Origin of the sequence: Streptomyces sp. NPDC058646 (genome assembly GCF_042716875.1) — a bacterium.
In the GTDB taxonomy this organism is placed as follows: Bacteria; Actinomycetota; Actinomycetes; order Streptomycetales; family Streptomycetaceae; genus Streptomyces.
In genome coordinates this window covers 1-15,197 of record NZ_JBHXRK010000013.1, presented here as the reverse complement: position 1 = coordinate 15,197, position 15,197 = coordinate 1, and the positions used below count along the sequence as shown (strand labels likewise).

Genomic DNA, 15,197 nt, shown 5'->3' with positions numbered 1-15,197 from the left:
CGGTTCGCCGCCGCGTCGGGGTCGAGCGACGTCCTGGTACGCGGTCCTGGTCCGCCCGGAGCTGATGGCTGAGATCAGCGCCGACCGGTCCGCGGACCGGGGCGGCGTCTTCCGGCACCCGCTCCTGTTCAAGCGGCTGCGCCTGGACGTCACGGCCGTGGACGTGCCCAGGTTCGGCCAGGGGCCCGCAGCTGCCGCGGGCTGAGGCTTCCACCCAGTAGGGGGCTGCGGGGACTGCGGGCAGCGCGGGGCGGGATCCGAGGCGAAACCGCATCCCGCCTGCGGCGGCGCGGACCTCCTCGGAGCGGGTCTCTTCCTCGAGGGCGCCGAGCAGCATCATGATCGCGCGTGCTTCGTCGCCGGTCAGCAGCTTCAGGCCGGTGTCGGTGGCGGCGCCGCGGAGTACGCCGAGGAAGCCTTCGTCGTCCCTGTCCATGCCGGGACAACGCCGTGCCACGGCTACCGGTCACCAACGACGTCCCTCTACCGCACCGCACCTCCTGGAACCCGGCTTCGCTTCGTCCCCTTAGGCGAGCTTTGCTGTCACCAGGTTCAGGTCAACCAGCGCGTACTGTGCTTCCTCGAGCCACCTCGGTCTCCGATCCGCGTCCAGTTCGCCACCCGGCGGGCGATCTCGTCCTGCAGGCGCGCCAGTCCGACCCGCGAGGCATACCCGCCGCCGCCCGATTTCCTCCTGGTCCGCGGAGACGGAAGAATCTGCCGAGCACATGGCACGCGGGAAGGACGTCAATTGACATCGGACATAAGCACGTTTGCCACCCCTTCCACCGGGCGCCCGCCCTCCTCTGTACCCATAGACTGGGCGGTCGTCGAGGACCGGCTCGGACTGCGGCTGCCGGCCGACTACAAGCGGCTTGCCGACCGGTACGGGCCGCTGGACTTCGGTGAGTACGTGTGGATCCACGTGCCGTGCGTCCAGCGGGACCGCTTCGACTACGGCGAGTGGCTGCGCGCGACGCACCGGGAGGCGCGGATCGAGGCGCGGGAGCTGCCCGAGGCCGAGCGGCCCGTGCTCCACCCCGAGCCCGGCGGCCTGTTGGCCTGGGGCTGCACGCGGGGCAGTGACGTGTTGTTCTGGGACACCTCTGCCTCCGTGGACCCCGACAAGTGGACCGTGGTGGTACGGCACTCGGGGGCGGTGCCGGGCAGTGGCCTGCTCCGGTGGCACCGGTACGACCTGACGCTCACCGACTACCTGCGGCACACCGTCCGCGACACCTGGGAGCTCCCTTCTCCTCCCGGCCCGATGCTGGGCCCGCTGCCGGGCACGTTCGCGCGGACCGCCTTCCTGCCCGACGCCGAGGCGTGGACCCCGCCGGCCCCTGTTTCGCCTCGGCTCACCGAGGCCGAGCGCCGAATCGCGCTGGAGACCGGCACCGGGCTGGACGCACTGCGGCTGCTGGCGCCGCCACCCGAGCGGCCGTACCTGGGCAACGGCTCCTGGGAGGGACTGTTCGCCGAGCTGGGCGCACGGCTGCCCGGGGAGTACGTGCGGCTGATGGACGAGTACGGCGCCGGCATGTGGAGCGGGTGGCTGCGTTTGCACACCCCGCTCCGGACAGGCGAGCGGCGTTTCCTCACGCACGTCGAGGACACAGCGGACGCCTACCGGCAGCTCAAGGACGGCAACGCGGGCTGGTACCCGCTGGCCGTCTGGCCCGAGCCCGGCGGCTTCCTCCCCTTCGCCAACTCCATCGACGGCGACTACCTCGGCTGGCTCACCGACGGCGGGGATCCCGACACCTGGCCGCTGATCGTCTGGCCCCGCCACGCGGACCAGGGACCGCCACTGGAGGGCGGCCTGATCGACACCCTCCTCGACTGGCAACGCGGCTCCCTGGCCACCCCTGGGTTCGCCGCCCTGGACGAGGGCGACGACCCTGTCGAGTGCGCGGACTTCCGGCCCTGGGACGACCGCGCCTACTGGTGAGCCCTCGGCTGACCATGGCCCGGTTCCCCGTCCGGCCGGCGCGCAGGACGGTCCCGGTGGTGGTGATCCGGGCGGCGGCCGGGGCCGATCTCGACGCACCGCGACGGCAACTGCGGCGGGACGCGACGATCCGACTCGACCAGATGGCCACCGGCCGCTCCCGGCGCTCCACCGCCCTCTATCTCAGAATCCCCCTGGGGTCGCTGCACTCCGCCACCGTCATCATCCGCCCCTGGCAGAAAGAACCAGGCCCAGCGATGGGGCGGTGCTGCCGCAGCCAGCCCCGGCTGTGAGCATCGAAGTTGGCCCCGAAGCATTCCAGTTGGCCGAGACGGCGCTGCAGAGGTCCTAACCGCTGCGGACGGAGGCATGCGGCAAGATGCGGCGCATGACCCTCTCTTCGCGCTTCACCCTTCCGGGCCAGGTCCGAGCTGTGGCCACGTCCGATCCCTCCGGGCTGTTGACCGTGACCGGCTACGGTGCAAATCCCCTGGTGACCGTGATCACGAGGGTCGACCTCTCAGGCAAGGTGGCGTGGCAGCGGACCTACCCCGGGACGGGCAGGCCGCAATCCCGTCTGTCCACGGAGGGCACGCTGTGGGTCGCCTACCCGGATGGCGACGGCCGACTGCTGGAAGGTGTTCTGCCGGACGGATCCACTGGGCCCACCGCCCGCCCGGAGCGCCGCCCCGACGAGGAGATCGGGGCGTTCGTCCTCCTCGACGACGGGTTCGTCATTTCCTGGGTCAGCGCTTCCCGCCTGGTCCGTGGAGAACGAAGCCGGCCCACGTCTGCACCGGAGCCTCGCGTGGCCCGGTACACGCGAGAGGGCGAGTGCCTCTGGTCCACGCCCATCGTGCTCGGCGCGGTGTCGTTCCCGGGTGTGGTGGAGACGGGTGTCCGGACCGGGTGGGAGATTCGGCCGCGTACTCCTTGGGTCCCGGAGGAGATCGGCGTAGACCACTGGGAGCCACTGCTCGTATCGGCCGACCGGATCGCAGCCAGCTTCACCGACACACGGGGCGGCATCGGGCGGACCTTCTTCCTCGACCTGGACAGCGGAAAGACCGTGTCGGCCACCTCTCCCGCTCCCACAGGCCGAAAGGCGATAGCCGGCCCTGGCCAGTTCCTGATCGGATCCCAGGGCTACGGCGCGTTCACGACCGGCTACTTCGGCCGTGACGGCGCCGAAACCGCGCGCTGGGCCAGCCACGGGGCCATGCTCGTCGACAAGAACGGCAGTGCCAGCGGCCCCGAGCTTGAGAACCACCTTCCTTCGAGATCACGCTTCCGGAGGCTCGCACCGGACAACCGCCTCGTGGACGGGCCGGAACTGACGGGCTACCACACGTCCTACCCCGCGATGGACTGCGAGGGAACCGCGGTGTTCTGGCGGGACGGCAAGCTGCTCGCCGTGGACACAGACCTCGCCGGACAAGAACTGTTCGCCATGGACGACAGCCGAGCCGTCATCGGGCGCGCGCTACTGCTGGACGAAGGCATCGTCGTCGTCTCCCTGGACAACGAGGTCCTGGTTTTCCGTACGCCGCTGGGCTCCCTGGCCGAGGGCCCCTGGCCGTGCGGGGAAGCGAACCTCCAGGGCAATCCTCTGCTGAGCTGAAAATGCTGGCGTTACGTGGGCGGAGTCTGCGGCTGAGCACGTAGTTGCCGCTGAGCGGTGTAGTTGGCCGGAACCGCGCATGAGGCGCCCCTATGACGTCTACGGATCCGGCTGAGCCAGAACCTCGACCGGGCCACGTACGCACGCGCGCGAAAAGGAAATGCTGACGCCTGGCCTGCGCAGGCAGGATCTCTCCATGTCGAGCGACGTCAGCGGAATGATCGAATGTCGGCCAGGGGCCGCGGCCTCCTCGGCGACGGCACCGGCTCCGTCCGCGCCGAACTGCTACCGCTGTTCGATGCCCTGCAGCAGATCCGCCGCCCCTGGGGCGTCCTGGCCTGGACGAGCCACCCCGCGGCCGCTGCGATCGGAGGTCTTGGAAGCCGAGTTCGTTGTGGTGATGCGCGTCTCGTCGTTGCGGTGCACACCGGGCAGCTCAGCGGGGTCGACCGGCCCAACTGCCGGGTTCACGCTCCGGCGACGCAGCCGGCCGGGGTCCGACTCGCCCGTTCCGTTCTGTTGCGTGTTGCCCCAAGGCGCTGAAGAGCCCAGACAAATCGGGTTATGCGATGATCGCTTTCATGACAAGGACTGGGGAGACTTCCAGCGGGCTGGACCCGCGACCGGGACAACCCCTTCGGCTGGCCGACCTGGCCGGTCCGGCTGACGGGGTCGAGGTTTCCGCCGTGCCGGAGACGGATTCGCATGCCGGACAGCCTGTTGCGGCCGGTATGGCCGGTCCGGCTGATGCGGCCGAGGTTACCTCCGTGACGGGAGCGGCTGCCGGGGCGTCCGTCGGCGGGCGGGAGGCTGCGGCGCGGCGGGAGTTCGCGGCGTTGCTGGGTGAGTTCCGGCGTACTGCGGTGCTGGTGCCGTTCGATCCGTACGGCAGTCTGTGGACGGCTGAGCAGGGCGGTATCCGGTGGATCTGTGCGTTCTCGGACGAGGAGGCGCTGGCCGGGTTCGCTCGTGCGCAGGGTGACGCTGAGCGGGAGTGGGAGTACCGCACGGTGCTCGGTGCGCGGCTGCTGGATGTGATGGTGCCGATGCTGGGGGTGCCGGCGGGTGTGGCGCTGGATGCCGGTGGGGAGGACGGGATGCTGTTTCCGCCGGTTGCCGGTGTGGTGCCGGAGTCATCCGTGGTCGATCTCGGGGGCGCGCAGTGAGTGGTTCTGACGCTGATCTGGATCTGCCTCCGGGTGCGTTGAAGCTGATAGCCGATGGCATCAACAAGGCGCACGGTGAGTTGAAGGACCTGGGCATGATCGGGGAGGCGTCCACGGGGCGCGGGTTCTCGGATCTGTCCCTGTCCGGGATGCAGTTGGGTCACGACGGGCTGGCGTCGGGGTTCAAGACGTTCTGTGAGCGCTGGGAGTGGGGCGTGCGGGGCCTGATGATGCGCGGGAACGGTTTCGCGAACGCGGTGGGTCTGTCGGCGGGTGCGATCGGTGAGCAGGAGCAGTACATCAAGGACACCTTCAAGATCGCGGTGAACGGGATGAACGGCAATCCGCATCTGTCGGAGGACGAGGTCAAGGCCAAGGACTGGGACGAGATCCGGGACCAGCATCAGTGGGACGGGGCCAACTGGAGCGGCGAGTCGTTCTCCGATGCCCATGCGGAGGTGAAGCAGACCTGGCAGGACACCGCGTACGACGTGGAGGACGGGCTGCTGGACTCGATGGAGAACTCGGGTCTGCTGGAGGGGAAGCAGCGGGAGCTGTTGGACCAGGAGCTGCGGGAGACGCTGGATCCCACGCAGGAGGCAGTGGACAGGGCGAAGCAGCCCACGTGGGGGAGCGAGTAGATGGTGGATTTCGGGGGGCTGGTCGACAAGGGTCTGGGCAAGCTCGAAGAGGGTGTGGACGCCGGCAAGCGGATCGTCGGCGAGGGCATCGACAAGGCCACGGATGTGGTCGGGGACGGTCTGGAGTACGTCGGCGCGGAGGACTGGGCGGACTCGGTCGAGGACTGGGGTGACCGTACGGCGTCGTCGCTGGGGGCGAAGGTCGGCGAGCAGCAGCTCGGGCAGACCGAGGAGGCCAACGAGCTGATCCACGGCAAGGTCGCTGACATCGACGCCAGCGTCAAGAACCTGCGGGACTTCAAGAGTGCCTTCGACTCGGTGGGTCAGGGGATGAAGGCCCTGGACTCCAGTCGCTGGAAGGGCGAGGCGGCGAACGCGTTCCGGGAGAAGTTCCAGACGCTTCCCACGGACTGGTTGCACGCGGCGGACGCGTTCGAGGCCGCGGCCACGGCGTTGGCGACGTATGCGACGACGGTGACGTGGGCGCAGGGCAAGGCGAAGGAGGCCATCGCCCTCTACAAGAAGGGGCAGGAGGCCTCCAAGGCCGCGGTCGACGCCTACAACCAGAAGGTCGACGCCTACAACGAGGCGCGTACGGGCGACAAGCCGCTGCCCAAGCCGGATCCGTTCACCGATCCGGGCAAGGCCGGCCGGGACCGGGCGCAGGAGGTCCTGGAGGACGCCCGCCGTCAGCGCAACGAGGCGGCCGACACGGCGGCCAAGGCGGTCGCGGCCGCGCTCGCCCATGCGCCGGAGATGCCGTCGGCCACGGACCGGGCCAAGTTCAACCTCGCCGACTGGGGTGTGGGCCAGGGCGTGGAGATGCTCCACTTCGGAGGTGGTGTGGTCAAGGGCGTCGTCGGGATCACCAACTTCGTCCGCGCGGTCAACCCCCTCGACCTCTACAACATCACCCACCCGGCCGAGTACTACAAGAACATCAACATGACCCTGGCCGGCCTGGCATCCACCGCCGCACACCCGGACCGGGCACTGAAGAACGCCTGGGACGCCGCCAAGGGAGACCCGAGCGAATTCCTCGGCCGCCTCGTCCCCGAAATCATCGGCACCAAAGGTGCCGGAGTCATACGCGGCGGCATCCGCGCCGGAATGAAGAACGGTCTCAAACAGGGACTGGACGGAGAGACGCCGGGCCCCGCACGCAGTGGAGTCGAGAACCCCGCTAATCCCTCCCGCACGGAAAGAGCGGCCGAGAACGACCCCTCGGACCCGATCGACCTGGCCACGGGCGCCATGTACCTGCCGCAGACGGACATCACACTTCCCGGCACGCTCCCCCTCGTCTTCCGCCGCCGAGTCGCGTCCGACTACCGCGCGGGGCGTTGGTTCGGCCCCTCCTGGTCCTCCACCGCCGACCAACGTCTCGAGATCGACTCCGAGGGTGTTGTATTCGTCTCTGATGACGGCTTGCTGCTCTGCTACCCGCACCCCGCCCCGGGTGTCCCCGTCCTACCTAGTCACGGCCCTCGGTGGCCCCTCGACCGCGACCGCCACGGGGACTACACGATCACCGACCCGGATACCGGACGCGTACGGCACTTCGAGACCCGCCACCCGAACGAGGCCCTGCTCACCCAGATCGACGACCGTAACGGCAACTGGATCAGCTTCGAGTACGACCACGCCGGCACACCGAACGCGATCATCCACCACGGCGGCTACCACCTGAAGCTGACAACCAGGCAGGGGCGCATCACCTCGCTGCAGCTCGCCGCCGCAGCACCTGACGGCAGTGACCAGGAGATCCGCCGTTACAGCTACACAGATGGCCACCTCACCGAGGTATTCAACTCCTCCGGGCTGCCACTGCGGTTCACCTACGACGAACGTGGCCGCGTGACCTCGTGGACCGACACCAACGACAGCCGCTACGAGTACGCGTACGACGACTACGACCGCTGCGTCGCCGAGGGAGGAGCCGAGGGGCATGCGAGCCTCCGCATCGACTATGACGCTATCGACATCGAAACCGGGCTACGCGTCACCACAGCGATCAGCGGCACAGGGGCGGTCCACCAGTACGTGGTCAACGACGCGTGCCAGATCATCAAAGAGATCGACCCTCTCGGCTCCGTCACCCATTTCAATCGCGACCGCTACAACCGGATCCTTTCACGCACTGACCCTCTCGGTCACGACGCTCGGTTCCAGTACGACGACCGAGGCCGCCTCACCGCGCTTACCCGGCCCGACGGCAGGAAGGCGTCTGCCGAGTACAACGATCTGGGGCTCCAGACCCGGATCACTAACCCCGACCGGACGACCGTCCACCATACATACGACGAGCGTGGTAACCGTACAAGCGTGACTGCCCCAACGGGAGCGGTCACCCGATTCACGTTCAACGAAGCAGGGCAGCTGACTACGGTCACCGATGCCCTGGGTCACACCACCCGCCTTGAGCACAACCAGGCCGGCCTTGTCATCAGGGTGACCAACCCCCTGGGGGCGATTCGCCACATCGAACGTGACGTATATGGGCGCCCGGTCGGGCTCACGGATCCGCTCGGCAACGTTACTCGCTTCGCGTGGACCCAAGAGGGCCAGCTTGCCCGTCGGGTCGAAGCCGACGGAACCGAGCAGTCATGGACCTACGACGGTGAGGGGAACTGCCTGACCCACACCGACGCCATGGGGGGCGTCTCCCATTTTGAGTACACCCATTTCGACCTCCTTGCGGCCCGCATCGGCCCGGACGGTGCCAGGTACGAATTCAGCCACGACCACGAACTCCGCCTAGTACAGGTGCGCAATCCTCTAGGCGAGACTTGGGACTACAAGTACAACGCTGCCGGCTACCTCGTGGCCGAGACTGACTTCGACAACCGCCGCGTCGTCTACGAACGCGACGCCGCCGGACGGCTCACCGCGCGCACCGACGAGCTCGGGAGGACGATCCGCTACGAGCGCGACGCAATGGACCGCATCGTAGTCAAGGACTCGGCGGGAGTAGCGACGACGTACGCCTACGACCTTTCGGACCGCCTGGCGGTCGCCGTAAGCCCCGACTCGAAACTCACGCGCCTGCGCGACCAGTACGGCCGCCTCATATCGGAGACAGTCGACAATCATAGGTTGTCGTACCAATACGACCCGCTCGGCCGAAGGGTCTCGCGCAAGACCCCTGGCGGAGCCGTCAGCACCTACTCCTACGATGCCGCGGGTCAACGGGAGTCTCTGACTGCCTGCGGGCATGTACTCACCTTCGAGCACGACATGGCTGGTCAGGAGACGACCCGCCGGATCGGTGACGCTGTCTCACTGGCCTTTCAGTTCGATCAGCTGGGCCGCATGACCGGCCAGCACGTGACCGCCCAGGATCGCGACATCCAGCACCGTGGGTATCAATATCGGGCGGATGGTCACCTTGTCGGCCTTCAGGAAAGTGCGGATGGAGACGGCGGATCCGCTAGATATAGGTCCTTCGAGCTCGATGCCGTTGGACGGGTCACCGAGGTCCGGGCGACCGATTGGGCCGAGCGATACGCCTACGACGCAGCAGGTAACCAGACGCAGGCATCATGGCCGACGTCCCATCCTGGGCAGGAAGCCACCGGCCGTAGGGCATACCAGGGTTCGGCCATCACCCGAGCCGGCAGTATCCGGTACGAGCACGACGCACTGGGCCGCATCACATTGCGCCAGAAGACGCGGCTGTCCCGTAAGCCCGACACGTGGCGGTACGAGTGGGATGCCGACGATCGACTCGCTGCAATTACCACGCCGGATGGCGCCAGATGGCGTTATCGCTATGATCCTCTCGGCCGCCGCATAGCCAAGGAAAGAATTTCAGACGACGGCGAGAACGTCCTCGAGGAAGTCCGCTTCACATGGGATGGCGCCACCTTGTGCGAGCAGACCACCTCGGACGTCAGAACGACGGCCCTCACCCTCACGTGGGAACACGAAGGCCTTCGTCCGATCACGCAGTTCGAACGCATCCGCGCGAACGAGGCGGCGCAGGACGTGATCGACGAACGGTTCTTCGGTATCATTACCGACCTCATCGGTGCGCCGACCGAACTGATCGACGAGCACGGCAGCCTCGCCTGGCAAACCCGGTCAAGCCTGTGGGGTATCACCGCTTGGAACGCGAACGCGACAGCTTACACCCCGCTGCGTTTTCCCGGCCAATACTTCGATCACGAAACAGGCCTGCACTACAACTTCCACCGAATATATGACCCCGAGACTGCCCGATACCTGAGCAGCGACCCTCTGGGCCTCATCCCAGACCCCAACCCCACCGCATACGTCAGCAACCCTCACACCGTAAGCGACGCCCTGGGGCTCGCCCCCGAGCTGTGCCCTTACAGGGTGGAGCGGGTCCCAGACGAAGAACTCGGCTCCCTTTACCACTACACGAACGGAGACGGCTACGACGGCATGCTGGAAAGCCAGGAAATGTGGCCATCAATCAAGGAACATAATCCCAAGGATGCGAGATTCGGCGACGGTCAGTACCTGTCCGACATTCAGCCGGGAACCAAGAGACCTGGCCAGTTGTCACATGCATTTCTGCGCGTCCCCTGGTCTGGAAATAAATTCACACACTTCTTCGAGATCGACGTCCGCGGCCTCGAAGTGATGCGTTCCGTCGAACGCCCGGATGTCTACGTAATTCTCAATGATGGGAATCTCGACTTGTCCGGTCGAATCATCAATCACGGAAAGAACTAGGAATGGAACACTGGCGCGTGGAGTGGCTCCACGATTTCATGGATGAGCCTATCGTCATCTACAGCGAGCTCGGCGACGACCGGTACGAGACACGGAAGATCCAGAAATATCGTGACGGGAGGACCCTCAAGGCGGATGAGTCACACGAGTATCGAGAGATCGGTCTCAGTGAAATCCCGCTGGGCTCCATCGACGAAGTCGCGCAGCAACCAGAGTTTGTGGCAACACGCATCACGCGCGGCGAGTTTGAGGCCGTCTGGCAGCAAGCGAACTGGCCCTCATAACACAGTGGGCGCGAGACATTCGGTTCACGAATGGCCTGGCCGGACCGTGATGCGGGTGGCTTCCGCGCCGGCCGGCCGTCGTCAACCACTAACCCTTTTTCAACCTCAGGTTGAAAAGCGAACCCACAGCCCTGATCGCGCAGAGGATGCGCAGGGAGTTCGCGGGCATCCCCGCGCTCGTGGTCCGCGGCTTCAGCTCCCAGTCCATATGCCGACGTCGTCCGCCACCGCGTCGCCCACGAGCAACGCGAAGCCCACCTTGCAGTGGTCGGCGACTTCGACTGCTCCGGCGGGGACCTCGAGCGGGACTGGGTAGAGCGCACGGGCTGCTGGAGCTCGGTGACCCGGGTGCTGCTCACCTACGAGCAGATGCGCACGTACGGACTCCCGGCGACCGAAGGCAAGCGCGGCGACCCGAGGTGGCCGGCCTTCGCCCGCCGCTACGGCTTCGACATCGAGCGCCCGGTCCAGTGGGAAGTGGAGGCGCTGGAGCCGGACGAACTCCAGCGCCTGGTCCTCGCCGCCGTCGACCCGTACATCCACCGCGACGTCCTCGCGCAGCAGATCGCCCGCGAAGAACAGCAGCGCCGCGCCCTGGAGGGGTTCGCCGGGTCGGTGGGGTGCGACGAACCAGGGGCCGTCGTAGGCGGCGCCTGTACGCGCCCTCGGCTCCGGCTCGGAGGGTCAGCGGCGTCCGACGGTGCCGCGGACGAGGGCGTAGGGAGTCACGCAGAAGGCGCCGAGGGTGGTGGCGACGATCAGGGTGAGGAACAGCCAGTAGGCGAAGCCGTGGCCGTCGGAGGAGGCGAGGAGCCACCCGTAGGTGAGGGTGGCGAGGATGCCGGTGCTGGCGAGTCCGGCCGCCCAGCCCGTCTTGCTCAGCCCGAGGCGAGGCCGAGGCCGATGAAGGCCCAGAACAGGGTGGGGCCGGCGATGGCCGCGATGGCCAGGAACACCGGGAAGTCGATGTCCCGGCGGCCGATGTAGTCCGTGAGCTGAGGTACCGAGATGAAGGTCCATAAGCCCATGTAGGCGACGCCGATGACGACGGCGACGATCGTGATCACACGCGGGCGGCGCAGGTGGTGGGAGGGGTGTTCGCGGCGTCGGTCATGAGGCGGTGGACTCCTTCTCTTACGGCGAGCAGGGCAGGCGGCTCCGCTCCGGTATAGCCGCTCCGGGCCACAGGGGTGCGTGCTTCGGCAAGGCACCCCTCGCCGCGAAGAACGCGCCACCCGAAGCGGTGACGATCGCGCCACCGCTGCGACGCACCCGCTCGACCGTGCAACACCGGTCCTGCAACACGCCTTCGCATTGCAGCCCTGACCTGCACGAATACGAGCACCCAGCCGTCAGGGACCTGTGTTACAGCCTGTGTTGCACCAACATCCGGTGCCGGAGGACAATGACCTGTCTCACGGGAGTTGGGTCGTGTCTCACTGAAGATGGACAGATGCTGGTCCGCCTCATCGAAGGTGGACAGCAGGCCCGCGACCAGCCCGAAAGTGGAGCCGGAGTCGGAACTCACCGCCGATGGTGCGCCGCCCTCGGACACCGGAGAGGCGCCTGCCGGTGAGATGACCGTAGCCTCGACGAGCTGACGCCGAGGCCCTGGCCAAGTACTCGATAGATCGGGCGTGACCAGCGCTACCGCGCATCGGTACACCTTCGGTGAGACGGGTCGGCTGCGCACCTATGCCGAGAGGATCAACTGCGGAGCGGGCATCACTCCTGGGCGGAGGCGGTCAACTCCATCATCGCCTGGGCGTAGGTTGCGCCGTCAATCTCCTCGTCGTGGTACTGGCGCATCAGCTCGTCGATCTTGGCCTGTAGCTCTGTCCGGTCCATCGTCATCTCCCAACATGTCAGTGCCGCAAGGTGGGGACAGTAGCGCGACACGTACCGCACGGACGGCACTTTCTCCAGATCGAGGGCACTTTGCCCTTCCACTTTCGAGCTGGTCGCGCGCCTGCTGCCCACCTTCGATGAGACGGACCAGCATCTGTCCATCTTCAGTGAGACCCGGCCCAACTCCGGTGAGACAGGTCAGACAAGACGGAGGCCCCGGGGGTCACGACGTCCTGGGGCCTCCACGTCGCTGACCTCCCGGCTCAACGACGGGCGAGGTGGCGTGTCACGCCCAGTCCACGCCCAGCTTCGCGAGCGAAGCGAGTTGGTCGGGGGTGAGCTTGTCGCGTCGGCTCTTGGTGTTGGAGACCCATACGCCGGGCTTCACGGTCACCGGCTCCGTCTGGCCCTTGATCGTGATCTCCTCGCCGTGCGCGCGGGGCACCGGCTGGTGGGCGCCTTCCCGCTGCACCCACTGCGCGAGCGCCGCCAGGCCCCGCTGGAATGCCTGCTGGGCCCTTGCTCGGCCCCTTCGCCGTGTGCGCGAGAGAGGGGCCCTCAGGGGCCTGGATGCCCAGCGCGGTCAGCCGTGCCTGCTGTTCGGGCAGGAGCTGCGCCCAGGTGCCCGGCTTCCTGCAGCGCCTGGCCGCCCGGGTCGCCTCCGAAGCACGCCGCCCCGCTCGCGTCCAGTACGCCCACCAGCTCGCCGGCAACGTAGGTCCGGAACCGTACGGGGAAGAGCCGGCAGAGATCACCCAGCTCGCCCCGCCCGCCGCCCGGCCCGAACCACGCACTCTGCGTCCCGGTGGAAGCGTCCGGCCCAGGATCCGCCGGGGCGGCCGCCGCCGACCCGCACCGATCGTCACCCCTGACCCCGGAGTCGGCCAGTACCTCGCCTTCGGCTACGTCACCCACCTGTGCACCATCGTCCTGCGTTCCGGCGAGATCGACACCCCCGCCGCGTTCGGAGCCGCCTACGACGAAGCCGCGCGCATCCTTCACGCCACCGGCGCCGCCAAGGTGGACGTCGTCACGCACTCGATGGGCGCCCTGCCCTCCCGCTTCTACCTCAAGAACCTCGACGGTGCTTCCAAGGTCGACGCGTGGGTCTCCCTGGCCGGGCCCAACCACGGCACCCAGACTGCACGCTGGTGCGGCGGCGCTCCCTGCGTCGAGATGCGCCCGGGGTCCGACTTCCTCAACCATCTCAACGCGGGCGATGAGACCCCCGGCGCCTCCCGTTACGCCACCTGGGGCTCACCGTGCGACGGCATTGTCAACCCCGCCAGCAGCGTCGCCCTCGACGGAGCGCTCAACACCACCACCGCCTGCCTCGACCACATGGCGCTGCGCACCGACCGGTCGGTCTATGAGCAGGTCAAGGCCCACCTCCGCTAGCCACCCGTGCCCTGCGGCAGTGCCCCGACCGCCAAGACGGGGGGCCTGCTGCTGGGCAGCCACGGGAGGGCCCGTGAGCGTGCACGGGCTGTCCCATCGTCAACTGCACCTCCACTAGGCAGTGTCTGATGGCTCTTTGATGAGGTCACGGAGCCAGATCACGATGGCTGCTGTGGCCAGGGTGCCGTTGAAGATGTAGTCGCGTTTGTCGTACCGGGTCGCGACGGCCCGGTGTTGCTTCAGCTTTCCGATGCAGCGTTCGACGGTGTTGCGCCGGCGGTACTGCTCGCGGTCGAAGGCTGGCGGGCGACCGCCGGCCCGGCCGCGTCGGCGGCGCTTCGCGCGTTGGTCGTCCGGCTGGGCGATCGTGGCCTTGATCCCGCGTTTACGCAGGTAGGCGCGGTTTGCTCGGCTGGAGTACGCCTTGTCGCCACGGGCCCGGTCCGGCCGGGTCCGCGGGCGACCGGCTCCGGTGCGGGCCACGTTCAGGGCCTGCATGAGGGGGATGAACATCGGGCTGTCCCCGCGCCGGCCGGGCGAGGTCAGCCAGACCAGGGGCCGGCAGCGGTCGTCCGCCAGCAGGTGGACCTTGCTGGTCAGTCCGCCCCGGGAGCGTCCCAGGGCCTCACGGCCCTCTGCGTCCACACGGGTGCCGCCCCTTTTTCGGGGTGGTCGGCCGGGGGGCGGTTCCGGGCTCCGGCCGCGTGCTGGTGGGCCCGGCAGGTGGTGGAGTCGACGTTGACCGACCACGATCCGTCCGCGTCCAGGGCGGTGGCATCGGCGCCGCCCTGTAACGCCCGCAGGATTTTCGACCAGGTTCCGTCGGCCGACCAGCGGCGGTGGCGTTCGTAGACGGTCTGCCAGGATCCGTAGCGTTCGGGCAGGTCACGCCAGGGAATCCCGGTCCGGGTCCGGTAGAGCACGCCGTTGACCACGGTCCGGTGGTCGGCCCACCGACCACCCGGCCCGCCCGTCTCCGGGAGCAGCGGGGCTATGCGATCCCACTGAGCATTCGTCAGTTCATGCCGACGCCCCATGGCCAACTCTTGCCCGGAGCGGGACTAGATCCACCATCCGGGCAAGAGCCATCAGACACTGCCTAGTACTGCAACGGTCTTTGGCCTGACAGGTTGGCGGTTTCTGGTGGTGTGTGGCCGCGTTGTTTGTAGTGGCTGACGCGGGCTTGGTGTTGGCGTCGGCGTCGCCAATGTGACCAGTGCAGGACGTGGCCGATGGAGGCGGGGCGGCGGTGGGCGAGGCGGGTGATCAGGCGTCGGATTTCGGGGAGGGTGAGGGGTATGAGCTGGGAGGATCCGTTTCTGCTTTCCCGGTATCCAACGCTCGGGCCCGCAGGACGGTGAGGCAGGCATGGGCGGCCATGGCCAGGGTGATGTGGCGGTGCCAGCCGGGGTAGCGGCGGACCTGGTAGTCGTCCAGGCCGCATTCCTGCTTCGCGGTCTGGAAGCATTCCTCGATCGCCCAGCGGCTGCCTGCGACGCGGATGAGTTCGTCGAGGGTGGTGTCGGCGGGGCAGTAGGCGATGTAGTAGGAGATCTGGTCCGGCCGGCTCACGCTTCGGCGGGCGAT

13 protein-coding genes and 1 pseudogene are annotated in these 15,197 nt (G+C 67.6%); 8 read left to right on the top strand and 6 right to left on the bottom strand.

What is annotated here, in order from left to right; all coding sequences use genetic code 11:
* Positions 1 to 64 precede the first annotated feature (64 nt).
* The 7 genes from ACFWUZ_RS17510 to ACFWUZ_RS17480 all read left to right on the top strand — a co-directional run bounded on the left by ACFWUZ_RS17510 (position 65) and on the right by ACFWUZ_RS17480 (position 10,364).
* Positions 65 to 205: a hypothetical protein gene (locus tag ACFWUZ_RS17510; protein ID WP_384373026.1), complete on the top strand. Its 141-nt coding sequence runs from the start codon at positions 65 to 67 to the stop codon at positions 203 to 205.
* A 546-nt stretch (positions 206 to 751) separates the two neighbouring features.
* Positions 752 to 1,951, top strand: coding sequence for an SMI1/KNR4 family protein (locus tag ACFWUZ_RS17505; protein WP_384373024.1), 1,200 nt, complete (start codon positions 752 to 754; stop codon positions 1,949 to 1,951).
* Between the two features lie 388 nt (positions 1,952 to 2,339).
* Entirely contained in the window at positions 2,340 to 3,572 is a 1,233-nt protein-coding gene (locus ACFWUZ_RS17500) for a hypothetical protein (RefSeq protein ID WP_384373022.1), read from the top strand.
* Positions 3,573 to 4,258: 686 nt separating this feature from the next.
* A complete protein-coding gene (locus ACFWUZ_RS17495; protein WP_384373021.1) occupies positions 4,259 to 4,738 on the top strand; it encodes an SseB family protein in 480 nt (159 codons plus the stop codon).
* The gene (locus tag ACFWUZ_RS17490; RefSeq protein ID WP_384373019.1) at positions 4,735 to 5,379 is read left to right on the top strand and encodes a hypothetical protein; all 645 of its coding nucleotides are present in this window, start codon (positions 4,735 to 4,737) and stop codon (positions 5,377 to 5,379) included. Before ACFWUZ_RS17495 ends, ACFWUZ_RS17490 begins: the two co-directional genes overlap by 4 nt.
* Positions 5,380 to 10,080 (top strand): putative T7SS-secreted protein, encoded by a 4,701-nt coding sequence (locus tag ACFWUZ_RS17485; protein ID WP_384373017.1) that lies wholly within the window; start codon positions 5,380 to 5,382, stop codon positions 10,078 to 10,080.
* Positions 10,081 to 10,082: 2 nt separating this feature from the next.
* On the top strand, positions 10,083 to 10,364 hold the full coding sequence (locus ACFWUZ_RS17480) for a DUF6881 domain-containing protein (protein WP_384373015.1): 282 nt from the start codon (positions 10,083 to 10,085) through the stop codon (positions 10,362 to 10,364).
* Between the two features lie 192 nt (positions 10,365 to 10,556).
* Here the strand turns inward: ACFWUZ_RS17480 and ACFWUZ_RS17475 are convergent, their stop codons facing one another.
* From ACFWUZ_RS17475 to ACFWUZ_RS17460, 4 genes are all read right to left on the bottom strand, one after another.
* Positions 10,557 to 10,907: a hypothetical protein gene (locus ACFWUZ_RS17475; protein ID WP_384373013.1), complete on the bottom strand. Its 351-nt coding sequence runs from the start codon at positions 10,905 to 10,907 to the stop codon at positions 10,557 to 10,559.
* Between the two features lie 335 nt (positions 10,908 to 11,242).
* Entirely contained in the window at positions 11,243 to 11,431 is a 189-nt protein-coding gene (locus tag ACFWUZ_RS17470; protein WP_384373011.1) for a hypothetical protein, read from the bottom strand.
* Between the two features lie 658 nt (positions 11,432 to 12,089).
* Complete coding sequence (locus ACFWUZ_RS17465; protein WP_329219709.1) at positions 12,090 to 12,212, bottom strand: hypothetical protein; 123 nt, start codon at positions 12,210 to 12,212, stop codon at positions 12,090 to 12,092.
* Between the two features lie 286 nt (positions 12,213 to 12,498).
* Positions 12,499 to 12,684 carry a hypothetical protein gene (locus ACFWUZ_RS17460; protein ID WP_384373009.1) on the bottom strand — a complete coding sequence of 62 codons (186 nt, stop codon included), beginning with the start codon at positions 12,682 to 12,684 and terminating at the stop codon, positions 12,499 to 12,501.
* 149 nt (positions 12,685 to 12,833) lie between these two features.
* On the opposite strand from ACFWUZ_RS17460, the gene ACFWUZ_RS17455 reads away from it, so the two are divergent.
* On the top strand, positions 12,834 to 13,610 hold the full coding sequence (locus tag ACFWUZ_RS17455) for an esterase/lipase family protein (RefSeq protein WP_384373007.1): 777 nt from the start codon (positions 12,834 to 12,836) through the stop codon (positions 13,608 to 13,610).
* A gap of 114 nt (positions 13,611 to 13,724) precedes the next feature.
* Here ACFWUZ_RS17455 and ACFWUZ_RS17450 read toward each other — a convergent pair.
* Positions 13,725 to 14,647, bottom strand: a protein-coding gene (locus tag ACFWUZ_RS17450) for an IS5 family transposase (protein WP_384373005.1) whose coding sequence is annotated in 2 segments (ribosomal slippage) — positions 13,725 to 14,272 and positions 14,272 to 14,647 — 924 coding nt in all. Because the reading frame shifts where the segments join, the coding sequence is not laid out codon by codon here.
* A gap of 229 nt (positions 14,648 to 14,876) precedes the next feature.
* A pseudogene (locus ACFWUZ_RS17445) lies at positions 14,877 to 15,197 on the bottom strand (IS701 family transposase); the annotation flags it as partial.

Bases quoted from the DNA above. Each gene is read 5' to 3' on its own strand.
- ACFWUZ_RS17510 (WP_384373026.1), top strand. From the start codon at position 65: ATGGCTGAGATCAGCGCCGACCGGTCCGCGGACCGGGGCGGCGTCTTC.
- ACFWUZ_RS17500 (WP_384373022.1), top strand. From the start codon at position 2,340: ATGACCCTCTCTTCGCGCTTCACCCTTCCGGGCCAGGTCCGAGCTGTG.
- ACFWUZ_RS17485 (WP_384373017.1), top strand. From the start codon at position 5,380: ATGGTGGATTTCGGGGGGCTGGTCGACAAGGGTCTGGGCAAGCTCGAA.
- ACFWUZ_RS17480 (WP_384373015.1), top strand. From the start codon at position 10,083: ATGGAACACTGGCGCGTGGAGTGGCTCCACGATTTCATGGATGAGCCT.
- ACFWUZ_RS17465 (WP_329219709.1), bottom strand. From the start codon at position 12,212: ATGGACCGGACAGAGCTACAGGCCAAGATCGACGAGCTGATGCGCCAG.